At 57.8% G+C, this 15,430-nt stretch carries 16 protein-coding genes; 10 read left to right on the top strand and 6 right to left on the bottom strand.

Features of this window, described 5'->3' with window-relative positions; translation table 11 throughout:
- Positions 1-89: 89 nt before the first annotated feature.
- Entirely contained in the window at positions 90-1,331 is a 1,242-nt protein-coding gene (locus tag QEP12_RS10550) for a PLP-dependent transferase (protein ID WP_284214217.1), read from the top strand.
- 195 nt (positions 1,332-1,526) lie between these two features.
- Complete coding sequence (locus QEP12_RS10555) at positions 1,527-2,351, top strand: DUF2189 domain-containing protein (RefSeq protein WP_284214219.1); 825 nt, start codon at positions 1,527-1,529, stop codon at positions 2,349-2,351.
- A 258-nt stretch (positions 2,352-2,609) separates the two neighbouring features.
- Here QEP12_RS10555 and QEP12_RS10560 read toward each other — a convergent pair whose 3' ends face one another.
- The gene (locus QEP12_RS10560) at positions 2,610-3,263 is read right to left on the bottom strand and encodes an arylesterase (RefSeq protein ID WP_284214270.1); all 654 of its coding nucleotides are present in this window, start codon (positions 3,261-3,263) and stop codon (positions 2,610-2,612) included.
- Between the two features lie 19 nt (positions 3,264-3,282).
- Here QEP12_RS10560 and QEP12_RS10565 point away from each other — a divergent pair, with 19 nt between their 5' ends.
- From QEP12_RS10565 to QEP12_RS10575, 3 genes are all read left to right on the top strand, one after another.
- Complete coding sequence (locus QEP12_RS10565; protein ID WP_174863512.1) at positions 3,283-3,966, top strand: ABC transporter ATP-binding protein; 684 nt, start codon at positions 3,283-3,285, stop codon at positions 3,964-3,966.
- Positions 3,967-4,045: 79 nt separating this feature from the next.
- Positions 4,046-4,294 (top strand): DUF3297 family protein, encoded by a 249-nt coding sequence (locus QEP12_RS10570; RefSeq protein ID WP_219164542.1) that lies wholly within the window; start codon positions 4,046-4,048, stop codon positions 4,292-4,294.
- A gap of 130 nt (positions 4,295-4,424) precedes the next feature.
- Complete coding sequence (locus tag QEP12_RS10575; RefSeq protein WP_284214220.1) at positions 4,425-4,784, top strand: hypothetical protein; 360 nt, start codon at positions 4,425-4,427, stop codon at positions 4,782-4,784.
- A gap of 99 nt (positions 4,785-4,883) precedes the next feature.
- On the opposite strand, the gene sstT is transcribed toward QEP12_RS10575, so the two are convergent.
- Positions 4,884-6,107 (bottom strand): serine/threonine transporter SstT, encoded by a 1,224-nt coding sequence (gene sstT, locus QEP12_RS10580; RefSeq protein ID WP_284214222.1) that lies wholly within the window; start codon positions 6,105-6,107, stop codon positions 4,884-4,886.
- Positions 6,108-6,296: 189 nt separating this feature from the next.
- Here sstT and rlmB point away from each other — a divergent pair, with 189 nt between their 5' ends.
- Together rlmB and QEP12_RS10590 are read left to right on the top strand one after the other, a co-directional pair.
- Positions 6,297-7,049, top strand: coding sequence for a 23S rRNA (guanosine(2251)-2'-O)-methyltransferase RlmB (gene rlmB, locus QEP12_RS10585; protein ID WP_284214223.1), 753 nt, complete (start codon positions 6,297-6,299; stop codon positions 7,047-7,049).
- 21 nt (positions 7,050-7,070) lie between these two features.
- Positions 7,071-7,829 (top strand): SIR2 family NAD-dependent protein deacylase, encoded by a 759-nt coding sequence (locus tag QEP12_RS10590; protein ID WP_174863467.1) that lies wholly within the window; start codon positions 7,071-7,073, stop codon positions 7,827-7,829.
- Between the two features lie 219 nt (positions 7,830-8,048).
- On the opposite strand, the gene QEP12_RS10595 is transcribed toward QEP12_RS10590, so the two are convergent.
- The 3 genes from QEP12_RS10595 to QEP12_RS10605 all read right to left on the bottom strand — a co-directional run bounded on the left by QEP12_RS10595 (position 8,049) and on the right by QEP12_RS10605 (position 9,317).
- Positions 8,049-8,333: a helix-turn-helix domain-containing protein gene (locus tag QEP12_RS10595; RefSeq protein ID WP_174863468.1), complete on the bottom strand. Its 285-nt coding sequence runs from the start codon at positions 8,331-8,333 to the stop codon at positions 8,049-8,051.
- A 59-nt stretch (positions 8,334-8,392) separates the two neighbouring features.
- A complete protein-coding gene (locus QEP12_RS10600; protein WP_174863469.1) occupies positions 8,393-8,626 on the bottom strand; it encodes a hypothetical protein in 234 nt (77 codons plus the stop codon).
- Between the two features lie 94 nt (positions 8,627-8,720).
- Positions 8,721-9,317 (bottom strand): IMPACT family protein, encoded by a 597-nt coding sequence (locus QEP12_RS10605; RefSeq protein WP_174863470.1) that lies wholly within the window; start codon positions 9,315-9,317, stop codon positions 8,721-8,723.
- Positions 9,318-9,469: 152 nt separating this feature from the next.
- On the opposite strand from QEP12_RS10605, the gene QEP12_RS10610 reads away from it, so the two are divergent.
- Complete coding sequence (locus tag QEP12_RS10610; protein ID WP_174863471.1) at positions 9,470-9,682, top strand: hypothetical protein; 213 nt, start codon at positions 9,470-9,472, stop codon at positions 9,680-9,682.
- Positions 9,683-9,801: 119 nt separating this feature from the next.
- On the opposite strand, the gene QEP12_RS10615 is transcribed toward QEP12_RS10610, so the two are convergent.
- A complete protein-coding gene (locus QEP12_RS10615) occupies positions 9,802-10,857 on the bottom strand; it encodes an AI-2E family transporter (RefSeq protein WP_284214224.1) in 1,056 nt (351 codons plus the stop codon).
- A gap of 332 nt (positions 10,858-11,189) precedes the next feature.
- Here QEP12_RS10615 and QEP12_RS10620 point away from each other — a divergent pair, with 332 nt between their 5' ends.
- Positions 11,190-14,069 carry a 2-oxoglutarate dehydrogenase E1 component gene (locus QEP12_RS10620; protein ID WP_174863472.1) on the top strand — a complete coding sequence of 960 codons (2,880 nt, stop codon included), beginning with the start codon at positions 11,190-11,192 and terminating at the stop codon, positions 14,067-14,069.
- Positions 14,070-14,131: 62 nt separating this feature from the next.
- A complete protein-coding gene (gene odhB / locus QEP12_RS10625) occupies positions 14,132-15,367 on the top strand; it encodes a 2-oxoglutarate dehydrogenase complex dihydrolipoyllysine-residue succinyltransferase (protein ID WP_219164554.1) in 1,236 nt (411 codons plus the stop codon).
- Positions 15,368-15,430 lie beyond the last annotated feature (63 nt).

Consider the following 15,430-nt stretch of genomic DNA (forward strand, 5'->3'; position numbering starts at 1 on the left):
CTCGCCATAGCCACGCGCTCCCCCACAAGGCTGCCTTCGGGCGGCCTTTGTTTTGCTGATGAGGGCTGCTTGCCGCTTAACATGTCGGCATGAAGGAACAAGCACGCCACATCACCACCGACTTGGTACACCACAGCTACCAAGCCCCCCCAGCCTTTGCTGCGATACAGCCCGCAGTGCACAAAGCATCAACCGTCATTTTCGACAGCATGCACGACATGCGCACGCGCCGCTGGCTGGATAAAAGCGGGTTCACCTATGGCTTGCACGGCACGCCGACCACCTACCAGCTGGAAGAGCGCTTGTGCAGTCTGGAGGGCGGCAAGCAATGCTTGCTGGTGCCCAGCGGCCTGAGTGCCATCAGCACCGTGGCGCTGGGTTTGCTCAGCGCTGGCGATGAGGTGCTGATTCCCGACAATGCCTACGGGCCCAACAAAGACTTTGCAGAGCATGAGCTGGCACGCTGGGGCATTCGCCATGCTTGGTACAACTCGATGGATGTCGCCGACCTGCAAGCCAAAATCACGCCGGCCACCAAGCTGGTATGGCTGGAGGCGCCAGGCAGCGTGAGCATGGAGTTTCCGGACCTAGTCGCCCTGGTCCAAGCCAGCCGCGCACGTGGCGTGACCACCGTGCTGGACAACACTTGGGGCGCGGGCTTGGCTTTCAAGCCGTTTGACTTGCTGGCCGATGGCGGCAGTGTGGCGGTGGATGTATCGGCCCATGCGCTCACCAAGTACCCCAGCGGCGGCGGTGATGTGCTGATGGGCAGCATCATCACCACGGACAACGCTGTGCATATGCGCATCAAGCTCACCCACATGCGTTTGGGGATTGGCATTGGCGCCAATGATGCGGAGCTGGTGTTGCGCTCGCTCTCCAGCATAGCTGTGCGCTACCACGCGCACGATGTGTCTGCGCGCGTATTGGCGGCTGCGCTGCAGCGCCAGCCTGCGGTGGTGCAACTGCTGCACCCCGCATTCGCAGGCGCGCCGGGCCACGCACATTGGCAGCAGCTGTGTGGTGCTGCCCATCAAGGGCAAGGCGCGGCAGCAGGCCTGTTCAGCGTGGTGGTGGACGCGCAATTTGACCAAGCTGCCATCGACCGCTTGTGCGACAGCCTGCAGCTGTTCAAGCTGGGCTACAGCTGGGGCGGCCCCATGAGCCTAGTCGTGCCTTACGACATTGACAGCATGCGTGCGGGCGGCCGTGGCGCGCTTCAAGCCGGTACCGTGGTGCGTTTTTGCGTGGGGCTGGAAGACACCCAAGACCTGCTGCGCGATCTGGCGCAAGCGTGGGAAAAAGCCTTTGGGCAAGCCTGGGTGCAGTAAGTAGCTTTAAAAAATAGTAGCTGTTGGCGCTTGTCAATGAATGCTTTGAGGTATGAAATTATCTGAAAGCATTGCTGGAGCTGCGCTGGCAGCTTCTTTTTTTCAAGATGGTGATTGCCCGCGTATGCGTATTTGACTGATTGACGCTCATGCGTGCCTATGTTCTGCTGTGCTGACACACAGGAGGACAAGGCGATGGCAACACCTGACTCTCACGCACTGGCAGCCCCTTTGGCCGATGGCGCCCCCATCCGCTTACGCCCCCTTGCTGCGTGGGCGCCGTTTGGCTGGCTGCGCGCCGGATGGCGCGATGTGCAGCGCGCCTGGGGCGTGGCGCTATTTTACGGGCTGAGTTTCTGGGCGATGGCGCAGGTGCTGGCCTGGGTATTCAAAGCCAGCCCCGAGTACACCATGTCGATTGCCAGCGGCTGCTTGCTGGTGGGTCCGTTCTTGGCCATGGGCTTGTATGACACCAGCCGCAGGCTGGAGCGTGGGCAGTCGCCGGACCTTGGCCAATCCATCACGTGCTGGGACAAACAGTTGGGCAGCATGGGCATGCTGGTGTTTGTGCTGATCGTGCTGGAGCTGCTGTGGGGCCGTGCTTCTTTGGTGGTGTTTGCCGTGTTTTTTAACACTGGCATGCCGTCCACTACGGGCGTGCTGCAAGCGGTGTTCAGTCTTCAGAACTGGGAGTTTTTGCTGGCTTACACCGTGGTGGGTGGTATTTTTGCAGCCGTGGTGTTTAGCTCGACCGTGGTGGCGCTGCCGCTGATGCTTGACAGAGGCACCGATGCGCTGACCGCCGCCATCACCAGCTTTAAGGTGGTGACCAGCCAGCCTTGCGTGCTGCTGCTGTGGGCGGTGTTGATCACCGCTTTGGTGGCTGCGGCGCTGGTGGTGCCGTGGCAACTACCTTTGGTGGTGGTAGGCCCTTGGCTGGGCTGCGCCACTTGGCATGCCTATCGCGCCAGTGTGGAGCCTATCGATGCCCAGCCTGCAGCATTGGAAGAGGGGTGTTAGAGTGCCCGCAACCACTTCCATGTCTTAATTACAGAAAGTCAACATTGGCTACACCAAACTACGGATACGAAAAGCGTCAACGCGAACTGGCTAAAAAGAGCAAAAAAGCAGAAAAGCTGCGCGAAAAAGCCGACCGCAAAGTCAACCCCGACTCTCCCGCTGAGGGGAATGCAGACGCTGTGCAGCCGCCGCCACCCACTACGCCTCCCGTTCCAGAGTGAATAAAAAAACCAGCTTGCGGGCTGGTTTTTTTATGGCCTAGCGCACGGTCAGCAGTTTGCGCAGTACCGGCCAGACATTGCCCAGCATGATGGGCTGGGCCTCGGCCGTGGGGTGGATGCGGTCCGCCTGAAACAGTGCGGTGGGGTTGGGGGCATCGGCCACGCCTTTCAAGAAGGCGGGCACCAAGGCGGTTTTGAACTCTTTGGCCACCTGTACAAAAAGTTGCTCGAAGTCTTGTGCGTATTTCTTGCCGTAGTTGGGTGGCATTTGCATGCCCAGTATCAAAACCGTAGCACCTGCCGCTTGAGCAGCTTGCGTCATCGCCTTTAAATTGCCCAAAGTGCCATCCGGCGGCAATCCCCGCAAGGCGTCATTGCCGCCCAGCTCAATGATGACGATGCTGGGCTGGTGCTGTTTGAGCAAGGCGGGCAAACGCGTGCGACCGCCGGAAGTGGTCTCACCGCTGATGCTGGCATTGGTGACGGTGACCGGCAGCTTGGCGGCATGGAACTTTTGCTCCAGCAAAGCCACCCACCCTGTGCCGCGTGCCAAACCATACTCGGCGCTCAGCGAGTCTCCCAGCACCAAAACGTGATCAGTGCGTGCAGCATAGGCGCCAGCGCTGGCGCCCAGCGCGGCCAAAGTCGCGATAAAGTGGCGACGATTTATCCCTGCGTGTGCGTTGTGCATGCTTGTTACAAGGTTTTCCATGTCTCAGAGTGTTTCTTCCCAGCCTGTGATTGAAGTGAATCATCTCTCCAAAGCCGTGACCGACTCCACGGGCACGCTAGAGATTTTGCGCGACATTCATTTCAGCCTGCAGCCTCAGGTGACTGCGGCGATTGTCGGCGCCTCGGGCTCGGGCAAGAGTACCTTGCTTTCGATGCTGGCGGGTTTGGATACCCCCAGCCAAGGCACGGTTCGCGTGCAGGGGCAAGATATTTTTGCCCTGGATGAAGATGCACGTGCCGCACTGCGCGGGCAAAAAATTGGCTTTGTTTTTCAAAGTTTTCAGCTATTGCCCAATCTGACGGCGCTGGAAAACGTGATGCTGCCTCTGGAGTTGGCGGGCGTGCGGGCAGCGCGCCAGCAGGCAGTGGAGATGCTGCAGCGCGTAGGTCTGGGGCAGCGCCTGCAGCACTACCCGAAATTGCTCTCGGGCGGGGAGCAGCAGCGTGTGGCATTGGCCAGGGCTTTCGTCGTGCAGCCTGCCGTGCTGCTGGCCGACGAGCCCACCGGAAGCTTGGACCATGCCACCGGCGCTGCCGTGATGGATTTGATGCTGCAACTCAACCGTGAACAAGGCACAACGCTGGTGCTGGTGACCCATGACCGCAGTATCGCGGCGCAATGCGCGCGTATCTTGACGATAGAAGCTGGGCGCTTGCTGTAGGGGCGAGGGTAGCGAGAAATGCAGGACAATCGCCGCATTCGTGAATTTGGGGCGTTGGCCCCGCTGACTTGGAAGAACTATGACTGAAGCTACCGCACGCCCTGAATTGCCCGACCACCTCTCCATCGACCCCACCAGCAAATTTTTTGTCCGTGAAGTGTTTGAACACGACATTGGCATCCGCTTCAACGGCAAAGAGCGCGGCGACGTGGAAGAGTACTGTGTGAGCGAAGGTTGGGTGAAAGTGCCCGCAGGCAAGACACTTGATCGCAAGGGCCGTCCCTTGTTGATCAAGCTCAAGGGTGTGGTTGAGGCTTACTACCGTTAAGTCTTTAACCCACACTTTGACAAGAAAGCAGCCCTGGAGGCTGCTTTTTATTTGCGTTTTTTCACCGCCGTCGACACACTTTTTCGGGCCCAAAGCAAACGCTTGGTTGAGCAAACACAGGGAGGTGAGGATGGCAGTTTATAAAAAATGGGTGGGGGTGGCAGGCGCGCTGCTGGCAAGCGCAGTGGTGGCGCAGCCGCTGAATACGTCCCAGACATCGTTGATTCAATTGGCAGCTTCCATGAACGAAATGGCGCTGTCATGTGGGCATATGTCTGCGGCACAGCTGCAAAAAGCGCAAGCCAAACAGCGCGAGGCCATGTTGAGCCAAGGTGTGCAAGCTGCGCAGTACGAAGTGGCTTATGCCGGTGCAAAGGCTGATTTTGCAACGCGCTGGGCATCCATCAGCCAGGATGAGCAAGCCCGCAACTGTGCCCAAGTCAAAGCCATGAGTGAGCGCGGTGTGGGGCAACTTCCAAACGCCAAGTAGCCAGCAGCGGGTTACTTGGCCGTAAAAAAGGCTCCTTCAAGGAGCCTTAGGGATGGGGGCGCTGCGTGACCATTTCGGTGCACAGCGCCGCTTCAGTGCTTAATTGGTCGAGTTACGCTCTGCTTCAGCGATGCACACGGCAGCGGTGAACAGCACGTCGGTGGAAGAGTTCAGCGCGGTTTCGGCAGAGTCTTGCAGCACGCCGATGATGAAGCCAATAGCGACCACTTGCATGGCTACGTCGTTGGAGATGCCAAACAGCGAGCAAGCCAGCGGAATCAGCAGCAGCGAGCCGCCCGCCACACCGGAAGCGCCGCACGCGCACACCGCAGAGACCACACACAGCAAGATTGCCGTGGGGGTGTCAACCACGATGCCCAATGTGTGTACGGCGGCGAGTGTCAGCACACTGATGGTGATGGCAGCGCCAGCCATATTGATGGTTGCGCCCAGGGGAATCGCTACGCTGTAGGTGTTTTCATCCAAGTTCAGACGCTTGGCAATCCCCATGTTCACAGGAATATTGGCTGCAGAGCTGCGGGTGAAAAATGCGGTGACGCCGCTTTCGCGCAGGCACAGCCAAACGAGTGGGAAGGGGTTGCGGCGAATTTTGTACCAAACAATCAAGGGGTTGACCACCAGGGCCACAAACAGCATGGCACCCAGCAGCACCGCCAGCAGCTGGACATAGCCAGCCAGTGCTTCGGTGCCGGTGGTGGCTACGGTGGCGGCTACCAAGCCAAAAATGCCGACAGGCGCCACGCGAATCACCGCTTGGATGATCAAGGTGATGCCGTTGGACAAATCGGCCACGGCTTGGCGCGTGGTTTCAGCGCCGCGGCGCAGTGCAATGCCAATGGCCACCGCCCACACCAAAATGCCAATGTAATTGGCATGGAGCAAGGCATCGATGGGGTTGGCCACCGCATTTTTGAGCAGTTGCATCAATACTTCGCCAATGCCGCCGGGGGCAGCCATACCGGTGGCGGCATCGGCCAGCACCAGCGTGGTGGGGAAGAAGCTGCTGGCTACTACCGCCACAATGGCGGCGCTCAGGGTGCCAATCACGTACAGCCACAGCACGGGTTTCAGGTGGCTGCTTTCGCCGGGGCGCTTGTTGCTGATGGCTGCAATCACCAGCACAAACACCAAAATGGGTGCAACTGCTTTCAGGGCAGATATAAACAGCGTGCCCAAGAATTCCACTTTCAGCGCGGCTTCTGGCCAGATGAGCGCCAAAGCAATGCCCAGGACAAGGCCAATGATGATTTGCGTGACGATGCTGGTGCGCTGCGACCAGTTAAGCAAAGGTTGGAAGATCATGTGAGAAAGGTTGCGCCACTGACATATAAAGCGGCGAGTTTAGGGGTTCTCACGTATTCCGTCAGTGGTATGCCTTCATAACTGCGCGGTATGAAGTGATGCTTGAAAAGTTTGATTTATCTAAATCAATACAAGGTATCTCACGACTTGCCACCGCAAGCGGCTGTGACACTGGATAATTCGGCCACTATGTCGTCCCCCAAAGTTCTTTTCGGCTTTCATGCCGTTGGCGTGCGTTTGAAGACCGCGCCCCAGTCCATCATTGAGATTTATTACGAAGGCACGCGCCGCGATGCGCGCATGCGCCAGTTCTTGGAAAAAGCCAAAGAAGCCGGTGCACGCCTGATTGAAGCGGATGCCATGCGCATTGCCAAACTGGCAGGCAGTCATGGGCACCAGGGCGTGGCGGCTCGCGTGGAAGAGGTCCAAGACACCCGCACGCTGGACGAATTGCTGGACGACTTGGAAGAAGTAGGCGTGAAGAACCCCCTGCTGCTGGTGCTCGATGGCGTGACCGACCCCCACAATCTGGGCGCTTGCCTGCGCGTGGCCGATGGCGCGGGCGTGCATGCCGTGATTGCGCCCAAGGATCATTCCTCCGGCATCAATGCCACCGTGGCCAAGGTGGCCAGCGGTGCCGCCGAGACCGTGCCTTACTTCATGGTCACCAATTTGGCGCGCACCCTCAAAGAGCTGCAGGAGCGCAATATCTGGGTGATTGGCACCAGCGGTGATGCCGACAAGCACCTGTACCAGGTCGACCTGAAAGGCCCGGTTGCTTTGGTGCTTGGCGCAGAGGGCGATGGTATGCGCCAGCTGACGCGCAAGACGTGCGATGAACTCATCAGCATTCCCATGCAAGGTGCGGTGGAAAGCCTGAACGTGTCGGTCGCCAGCGGCGTGTGCTTGTACGAGGCAGTGCGCCAGCGCCAAGCGCAATAAAGATAGCTGTTAGCGCGCGCCATGTTTGCCTTAGAGGCCAAAAACACTGAAAATATTGCACAGGTGCGGCAATGGGTGCAGGCGGCCCAGCACGTGGTGGTGCTCAGTGGTGCGGGGGTGAGTGCCGAATCCGGTGTGCCCACGTTTCGCGATACGCACACTGGTTATTGGGCACAGTTTGATCCGCAGGAGATGGCTTCCGATCGCGGCTTTCGCATGCACCCAGAGCGGGTGTGGCAGTGGTACAGCTACCGCCGTGATGTGCTGGCCAAGGTGCAGCCGAATGCGGGGCACAGGGCGCTGGCAGATTTTGCGCAGGCCCACCCCGGGAAATTGCACTTGATCACGCAAAACGTGGATGGCTTGCATCAGCGTGCAGGCAGCCACGACGTGATTTGCCTGCATGGCGATGTGATGCGCAACCAATGGCTGGATACGTGTTGCCCGCTGTGCGACATGGCGCATGCTGTGGCGCAAGGGGGTAGTCCACCACGCTGCAGCGCTTGCGGCAATATGCTGCGCCCCGGCGTGGTGTGGTTTGGGGAGCATTTGCCAGCCCATGCCCTCGCACAGGCTGAGCAGGCAGTGAACGCCTGCGATGTGATGCTGGTGGTGGGCACTTCTGGGGTGGTCTACCCCGCTGCGGGTTTGGTATTTCAGGCGCACCAGCGTGGTGCCAAGGTGGTCATTGTCAATCCGCAAGCTACAGAGCTGGATATGCTGGCGGATATGATAGTGCATCAAAATGCAGGGAAAGCCTTGCCAGAGCTGCTTCAGTAGCTCTGAAATTTCAACCTATCCAGATGCCGAACAAGGCATCAATGCCGCTCCTACGCAGCAGTGGTTTGCCACCCCATGGGAGTGGGCAATATTCCGGCTCAAGCCCGGTGGGCTGCGTAACCAGGCGCAGGTTTTTGACAAGATGCGTGGGGGGCTAAGCGGTAGCCGCCGTGCAGAAAAAGTTTGCAGCCTTCTGCGCTGCAAACTGTATCTGCAACTTCAGGTGTCCAGGCGCTCTGCAAGCCAGGCCCGAAAAGCTTCCTGCAGATGCGTAGGAATGACCACCAGTTCTTGCTCCAGCACGCGTGCCATCTCCTGCAGGGTAGACAGGCGTGGGTCGAGGCCATTGCTCTCCAGTCGTTGCACGGTCATGCGCGACAGGCCTGCTTTGCTTGCCAAGTCCGCTTGCGTCATTTGACGTGCTTTGCGCACCGCAGTGAGGGCGGTGACCAGCGGATAGGAGGGCTTTTCAGCGTCGCGCTCTAAGGGTTCAGCAGTGTTCATCACCACAATGTAATGTGATTTGTGATCCGCAAAGCATCGCTGTGGTCAAACGCATGTGGTCAGGCAAACAAATTGAGCCGGGTGCCTAAATTGCCATAACGCGCAAGCTCGGGCTGCATCGCCGCCATTTGGGTGGCGTTTGGCGCAGTAACCACTTGGCTAGCGTCTTGCTCATCAGGTGCGCGGCGCTTGAGGTCTTGCATGGTGATGGTGTCGGTGGTGCGGTTGTTCGACCACGCATTCGTGGCGTTGCGCAGGGCGTTGGCGTAGCGGATATCCATAGTCAAACTCATCCAGTCAGAATGGTTTGAATGTAAAACGCAAGACCAAATGGCAAAGCTTCAATAAAAAGTGCAATTGCTGCTTTGATTGAAGTTTGCAAGATGTTCAACTCGGCCAGAACTTGAGCCAGTTAATGCGACCTTGGCCCCCTTCGTTGATGCGTTCGATCAATCCGCTACTTTGGTCTTCGGGAATGCTCCACTGCATGCATACCGCCGCTTGGTGCTGTACGTTCAGCAGCGCGGCCCCAGCCAATTCCAATTCGCGGCGCAGCCAGCCTTCCATCGCGTAGGGAAGGCTGCATTGCAGCGTGCTCATGCGCTGCAAAGTGATTTTTTCAGCGTGCAGCAGTGCTTGGGCAACGCAGTCTGTGTAAGCACGCACCAAACCTCCGGCCCCCAGTTTGACGCCACCGAAGTAGCGCACTACGGTAGCCAATACCCCTTCCAGGTCTTGGTGGCGTAGCACTTCCAGCATCGGGCGTCCTGCCGTGCCGCTGGGCTCGCCATCATCTACCGCAGCGGATTGCCCGCCTGCCAGCAGTGCCCAGCAAACGTGGGTAGCGCCAGGGTGTTGTTGCCGCAGCGCATCCACAACGGCTTGCGCAGATGCTCGGTCTGACATGGGTTGTACGCAGCAGAGAAAGCGGCTTTTTTTGACGATGAGTTCGTGGTGTACAGGGTGAGCGATGGTCTGCGGCATAGAGCATTGAGCTTAAAGCATGTCGCAGCAGAGAGTGCTTCGTTTCCAAATTTTGGCAGTGCTGTACTTGGGAAGGTGACAGTACAAAGAAATGCCGTCCTACGGGAAGTGCATGGATTGCTTTTTACAGTGCCTCTAAGGAGAGCGCTGTCATGTCTACACCACCTGCCCTGAACCATCTGCTTGCAAACCATACCTTTGGCCGTGAGCACAGCAACCCGCCACCGCTGCCGCAGAATATTCAAGTGGGTCAACTCATTGGTGCAGGGCAGGCTGGCGGCAATGGCCCTCCAAATGTGCAGGTGCACGATGGAGGTCTGCCCCATGATTTCGATTATTTGGTGCGCAGTGTGGGGGAGTGGTAATACTCACTGTCGAATATCGTTAATGCGATGTACGCGCTGAACGACTGAAAAATCGAGGTTCAATCCATAAAAAATCCGCCTTCAAGGTGGATTTTTGTTTTCAGTAATTACTGAAAATATTATTCGCTGCGCGCTGTCCGGGTGCTAAAAATATCCCAGCAAGCAAGAAACAGTGCAGCAATCGTGGGGCCTATAACAAACCCAGTGAGGCCGAAAATCGACATGCCGCCCAAGGTGCTGATGAGCACAATGTAGTCAGGCAGTTTGGTATCTTTGCCCACCAAGATAGGGCGCAAAAAATTGTCTACAAGGCCAATCACCAATACGCCGTAGGCGGCCAAAATGAGGCCTTGTGTGACGTTTCCTGTGGCAATGAAGTAGATAGATACGGGGCCCCAGATCAAGCTTGCGCCTACCGCAGGCAGCAGTGATAAAAATGCCATCAAGACGCCCCATAACACCGCGCCTTGGATGTCTAAGATGGCAAAAATGATGCCTCCTAGCGCACCTTGCGCTGCGGCAACCACCAAGTTGCCTTTCACCGTTGCGCGGATGACGGTGGCAAACTTTGACTCAAGGCTTTGTTTGTGTGCTTTTTCTAAAGGGATGGCGTTGCGTATCCGTTGGGTCAGTTGGGAGCCATCGCGCAGCAGGAAAAAAAGCAGATAAAGCATCACGCCAAAACTCACCACAAAACCCAGAGTGTTTTGCCCAATCTCAACCGCTTTACCGGCAATCAATTTGCCAGCTTCGGCAGCGATGGAAGACAGTTTGCTTTGAATTTCTTGCGCTGATGCGAGGTCTATACGCTCTAAAAACCCCCGAATCCAACCTGGCATCGCATCGTTAATTTGTTGAAAATAGGTGCCAAAGTCCAACTGTCCAGAAGACATGCGGTTGTAAATTAGGACGGTTTCGTTGACGACGGAAGAGCCGATAAGTACCAGCGGCAAAATGACGCCCAGCAAGCACAGCACCAACGTAATCAACGCGGCCAAGTTGGTGCTGCGGGGCAGTCGCCGCAGCAAACGCTTGTAGAGTGGGTGGAACAGAATTGCCAGGGCCACGGCCCAAAATACGGCACCGATGAACGGCCACAAAATCCATCCAAAACCTATGCTGACTGCGATCAGTAGCAGCAGAAATGATTTGTTGAGCGATTGTTCTGGATGCATAGATGCGGGGGCGGCGGTGCGAAGGAAGGTCAATAGCAGCGACTGTACGCGACTTAATACATATTTCTTAAAAATCGTAGTTTGCAGTTTTACATGCCTTTAAAGATTTAAAAAAGCGCGTCGTACGGCGGGCTTTGTTGCAGTGCGGGATTAATTTTCAGAGTCTTACATAAGACCTTTGCTGCCGATCATCGTTATGAATGGCTACAATGCAAGTAGCAACAACAGGCCCTTCCTTTGCCACAGTCGCATCCGCCAATCGGTACAGCCGTGTCGCGGGAGGTTTACCAACCAGCTAAAGCTTTCTCAGGGAAAGCAGAGGTCAGCGGAATATGAGCGATCAGCCCACTGTCTACCAAGCCTACCAAGGCAACACTTATCTCTTCGGCGGTAACGCCCCTTACGTCGAAGAAATGTACGAGAACTATCTGGCCAACCCTGGCAGCGTTCCCGATTCTTGGCGTGAATACTTCGACGCACTGCAGCACGTTCCTGCCGTTGATGGCTCCAACGCCAAAGACATTCCCCACCAGCCCGTCATCAACGCTTTCGCCGAGCGCGCCAAGCAAGGTGGCACCAAGGTGGTTGTGGCTTCCGGTGCGGACTCCGAACTGGGTCGCAAGCGCACCGCGGTACAACAGCTGATTGCAGCCTACCGCAACGTCGGTCAGCGCTGGGCAGATTTGGACCCCCTTAAGCGTACCGAACGCCCCGAAATTCCTGAACTCGACCCTGCGTTCTACGGCTTCACCGACGCCGACCAGGAAACCGTGTTCAATGTGGGCAACACCTTCTTCGGCAAGGAAACCATGTCCTTGCGCGAGTTGCTCAACGCACTGCGCGAAACGTATTGCGGCACCATCGGTGTCGAGTACATGTATGCCACCGACCAGGTGCAAAAGCGCTGGTGGCAGCAGCGCTTGGAAGCTATCCGCTCCAAGCCCGTGCTGAATGCCGACCAAAAGAAGCGCATTCTGGATCGCCTGACTGCCGCAGAAGGCCTGGAACGCTATCTGCACACCAAGTACGTGGGTCAAAAGCGCTTCTCGCTGGAAGGTGGCGAGTCCTTCATCGTGGCGATGGATGAGCTGATCAACGCTGGTGGCAAAAAGGGCGTTCAAGAAGTCGTGATTGGTATGGCCCACCGCGGCCGTCTGAACGTACTGGTCAACACCTTAGGCAAGATGCCCAAAGACCTGTTTGCCGAGTTTGATCACACCGCGCCGGAAGATCTGCCTGCTGGTGACGTGAAGTATCACCAAGGCTTCAGCTCCGACGTGTCGACGGCGGGTGGCCCTGTGCACCTGTCTTTGGCGTTCAACCCTTCCCACCTGGAAATTGTGAACCCCGTGGTTGAAGGTTCTGTGCGTTCGCGCATGGATCGACGCAATGACCCCGAAGGCAAGCAAGTGCTGCCTGTACTGGTGCACGGCGACGCGGCTTTTGCCGGGCAAGGCGTGAACCAAGAAACTTTGGCGCTGATGCAAACCCGTGGTTACTCCACCGGCGGCACGGTGCACATCATCATTAACAACCAGATTGGTTTCACCACATCGGATCCTCGCGACAAGGGTTCGACCACGTATTGCACCGACATCGTGAAGATGGTTGAGTCGCCCGTGCTGCACGTCAACGGTGACGATCCAGAAGCCGTGGCACTGAGCATGCAGCTGGCTCTGGACTACCGCATGGAGTTCCAGCAGGACGTGGTGGTGGACATCGTCTGCTTCCGCAAACTGGGCCACAACGAGCAAGATACGCCTGCGCTGACCCAGCCGCTGATGTACAAAAAGATTGCGGCCCACCCTGGTACCCGCAAGCTGTACGCCGATAAGCTGGCAGCCCAAGGCCTGGGCGATACCCTGGGCGACGACATGGCCAAGGCTTACCGCGCTGCCATGGACGAAGGCCGTCATACCCAGGAAGTGGTGCTGACCAACTTCAAGAGCCAGTACGCGGTCGACTGGAGCCCTTTCCTGGGCAAGAAGTGGACCGATGCTGGCGACACTGCCATTCCTTTGGCAGAGTGGAAGCGTCTGGCTGAAAAGATCACAACCCTGCCGGAAACTGTCAATCCCCACTCTCTGGTGAAGAAGGTCTATGACGACCGCGCAGCCATGGGCCGTGGTGAAATCAACGTGGACTGGGGCATGGGCGAGCACATGGCGTTCGCATCGCTGGTGGCCTCAGGCTACCCCGTGCGTCTGTCCGGTGAAGACTGCGGCCGCGGCACTTTCACCCACCGTCATGCTGTTGTTCACGATCAAAAGCGTGAAAAGTGGAACGAAGGTACCTACATTCCGTTGCAGAACGTGGCCGACAACCAGGCTCCGTTCGTCGTCATCGACTCCATCCTGTCTGAAGAGGCGGTGCTGGGCTTTGAATACGGCTATGCATCGAACGACCCCAACACCCTGGTGATCTGGGAAGCCCAGTTCGGTGACTTTGCCAACGGCGCGCAGGTGGTGATTGACCAGTTCATCGCATCCGGCGAAGTGAAGTGGGGCCGTGTCAACGGCCTGACCATGATGCTGCCGCACGGCTACGAAGGTCAAGGCCCAGAGCACAGCTCGGCCCGCTTGGAGCGCTTCCTGCAGCTGGCTGCGGATACCAACATGCAGATCGTGCAGCCCACCACAGCAAGCCAGATCTTCCACGTGCTGCGTCGCCAGATGGTGCGCAACCTGCGCAAGCCGCTGGTCATCATGACGCCCAAGTCGCTGCTGCGTAACAAGGACGCCACTTCGCCGCTGACAGAATTCACCAAGGGTGCGTTCCAGACAGTGATCAGCGAGCGTGACGAATCCATCGTTGCCAAGGCCGACAAGGTCAAGCGCATCATCGCTTGCTCGGGCAAGGTCTACTACGATCTGGTGAAAAAGCGCGCTGAGAAGGAAGTCGACGACGTCGCCATCATCCGCGTGGAACAGCTGTATCCCTTCCCACACAAGGCTTTCGAAGCCGAAGTGAAGAAGTACGCCAATGCCAAGGAATTGGTGTGGTGCCAAGACGAGCCGCAAAACCAAGGTGCGTGGTTCTTTATTCAGCACAACATCTACGAAAACATGCAAGAAGGCCAAAAGCTCGGTTACGCCGGTCGTGCAGCCTCTGCATCGCCAGCAGTGGGTTATGCCCATCTGCACGCTGAGCAGCAAAAGAACCTGGTGGAAGCCGCGTTCTCCAAGCTCAAAGGCTTTGTGCTGACCAAGTAATAAAAAGGTAGACCCCCTGCTGCCTCAGCAGGGGCCCCAACACTTTTTGGAAAGAATTCAAAATGGCAATCGTAGAAGTTAAAGTTCCCCAGCTGTCTGAGTCCATCGCTGAAGCGACCATGATGACTTGGAAGAAGAAGGCCGGCGAAGCCGTGGCAGTCGATGAAATCCTGATCGAAATCGAAACCGACAAGGTGGTGCTGGAAGTACCTGCGCCTGCTGCTGGCGTGTTGGCTGAGATTGTGCAAGGTGACGGTGCCACCGTGACCACCGAGCAACTGATCGCCAAGATCGACACCGATGCGGTGGCAGGTGCTGCTGCAGCTCCTGCTGCCGTCGCTGCACCCGCTGCCGCTCCTGCGGCTGCAGCCCCCGCCGCTGCCGCCAACAAGGGCGATGTGGCCATGCCCGCCGCCGCCAAGCTGCTGGCTGAAAACAACCTGTCCGCCGCCAATGTGGCAGGCACAGGCAAGGATGGCCGCGTGACCAAGGGTGATGCCCTGTCGGCCATCAAGGCGGCCGCCAGCATCCCCACTGGCGCTCCCAAGGCGGCCTTGCCCCAGGTGGCAGCGCCTGCGCTGAAGGAAGATTTGTCGGGTCGCCCCGAGCAGCGCGTGCCCATGACACGCCTGCGCGCCCGTGTGGCCGAGCGTCTGCTGCAGTCGCAATCCACCAACGCCATCCTGACGACGTTCAACGAAATCAACATGGCGCCCGTGATGGCGCTGCGCAAGAAGTTCCAGGACGACTTCACCAAGGAACACGGTGTGAAGTTGGGCTTCATGTCCTTCTTCGTCAAGGCGGCCGTGCATGCCCTGAAGAAGTACCCCGTGCTGAACGCCTCGGTGGACGGCAACGACATCGTCTACCACGGCTACTTCGACATCGGTATTGCCGTGGGCTCGCCCCGTGGCCTGGTGGTGCCCATCCTGCGCAACGCTGACCAGATGAGCTTTGCCGACATCGAAAAGAAGATCGCTGAATTTGGCAAGAAGGCCGCCGACGGCAAGCTGGGCATTGAAGAGATGACCGGTGGTACCTTCTCCATCTCCAACGGCGGCACCTTCGGCTCGATGATGTCCACCCCCATCATCAACCCCCCACAGTCCGCGATCCTGGGCGTGCACGCCACCAAGGATCGCGCCGTGGTGGAAAACGGCCAGGTCGTGGTGCGCCCCATGAACTACTTCGCCATGTCGTATGACCACCGCATCATCGACGGCCGCGAAGCCGTACTGGGCCTGGTGGCCATGAAGGAAGCGCTGGAAGATCCTTCCCGCCTGCTGTTCGACCTGTAATCCCCACAGGGTTCGAACCTCGACGAAAACCCACCCTCGGCCACGCCCTGCGGTGGGTTTTTT

This window comes from Comamonas jiangduensis (assembly GCF_030162955.1).
Classification (GTDB): domain Bacteria; phylum Pseudomonadota; class Gammaproteobacteria; order Burkholderiales; family Burkholderiaceae_C; genus Comamonas; species Comamonas jiangduensis.

Excerpts from the sequence above, each read along its gene's own strand:
- QEP12_RS10565 (WP_174863512.1), top strand. The coding sequence starts at position 3,283 with ATGTCTCAGAGTGTTTCTTCCCAGCCTGTGATTGAAGTGAATCATCTC.
- QEP12_RS10600 (WP_174863469.1), bottom strand. The coding sequence starts at position 8,626 with ATGAGTTTGACTATGGATATCCGCTACGCCAACGCCCTGCGCAACGCC.
- QEP12_RS10550 (WP_284214217.1), top strand. The coding sequence starts at position 90 with ATGAAGGAACAAGCACGCCACATCACCACCGACTTGGTACACCACAGC.
- QEP12_RS10595 (WP_174863468.1), bottom strand. The coding sequence starts at position 8,333 with ATGAACACTGCTGAACCCTTAGAGCGCGACGCTGAAAAGCCCTCCTAT.
- QEP12_RS10590 (WP_174863467.1), top strand. The coding sequence starts at position 7,071 with ATGTTTGCCTTAGAGGCCAAAAACACTGAAAATATTGCACAGGTGCGG.
- QEP12_RS10610 (WP_174863471.1), top strand. The coding sequence starts at position 9,470 with ATGTCTACACCACCTGCCCTGAACCATCTGCTTGCAAACCATACCTTT.
- QEP12_RS10570 (WP_219164542.1), top strand. The coding sequence starts at position 4,046 with ATGACTGAAGCTACCGCACGCCCTGAATTGCCCGACCACCTCTCCATC.
- QEP12_RS10560 (WP_284214270.1), bottom strand. The coding sequence starts at position 3,263 with ATGCACAACGCACACGCAGGGATAAATCGTCGCCACTTTATCGCGACT.
- QEP12_RS10605 (WP_174863470.1), bottom strand. The coding sequence starts at position 9,317 with ATGCCGCAGACCATCGCTCACCCTGTACACCACGAACTCATCGTCAAA.
- QEP12_RS10555 (WP_284214219.1), top strand. The coding sequence starts at position 1,527 with ATGGCAACACCTGACTCTCACGCACTGGCAGCCCCTTTGGCCGATGGC.
- rlmB (WP_284214223.1), top strand. The coding sequence starts at position 6,297 with ATGTCGTCCCCCAAAGTTCTTTTCGGCTTTCATGCCGTTGGCGTGCGT.
- QEP12_RS10575 (WP_284214220.1), top strand. The coding sequence starts at position 4,425 with ATGGCAGTTTATAAAAAATGGGTGGGGGTGGCAGGCGCGCTGCTGGCA.
- QEP12_RS10620 (WP_174863472.1), top strand. The coding sequence starts at position 11,190 with ATGAGCGATCAGCCCACTGTCTACCAAGCCTACCAAGGCAACACTTAT.
- QEP12_RS10615 (WP_284214224.1), bottom strand. The coding sequence starts at position 10,857 with ATGCATCCAGAACAATCGCTCAACAAATCATTTCTGCTGCTACTGATC.
- sstT (WP_284214222.1), bottom strand. The coding sequence starts at position 6,107 with ATGATCTTCCAACCTTTGCTTAACTGGTCGCAGCGCACCAGCATCGTC.
- odhB (WP_219164554.1), top strand. The coding sequence starts at position 14,132 with ATGGCAATCGTAGAAGTTAAAGTTCCCCAGCTGTCTGAGTCCATCGCT.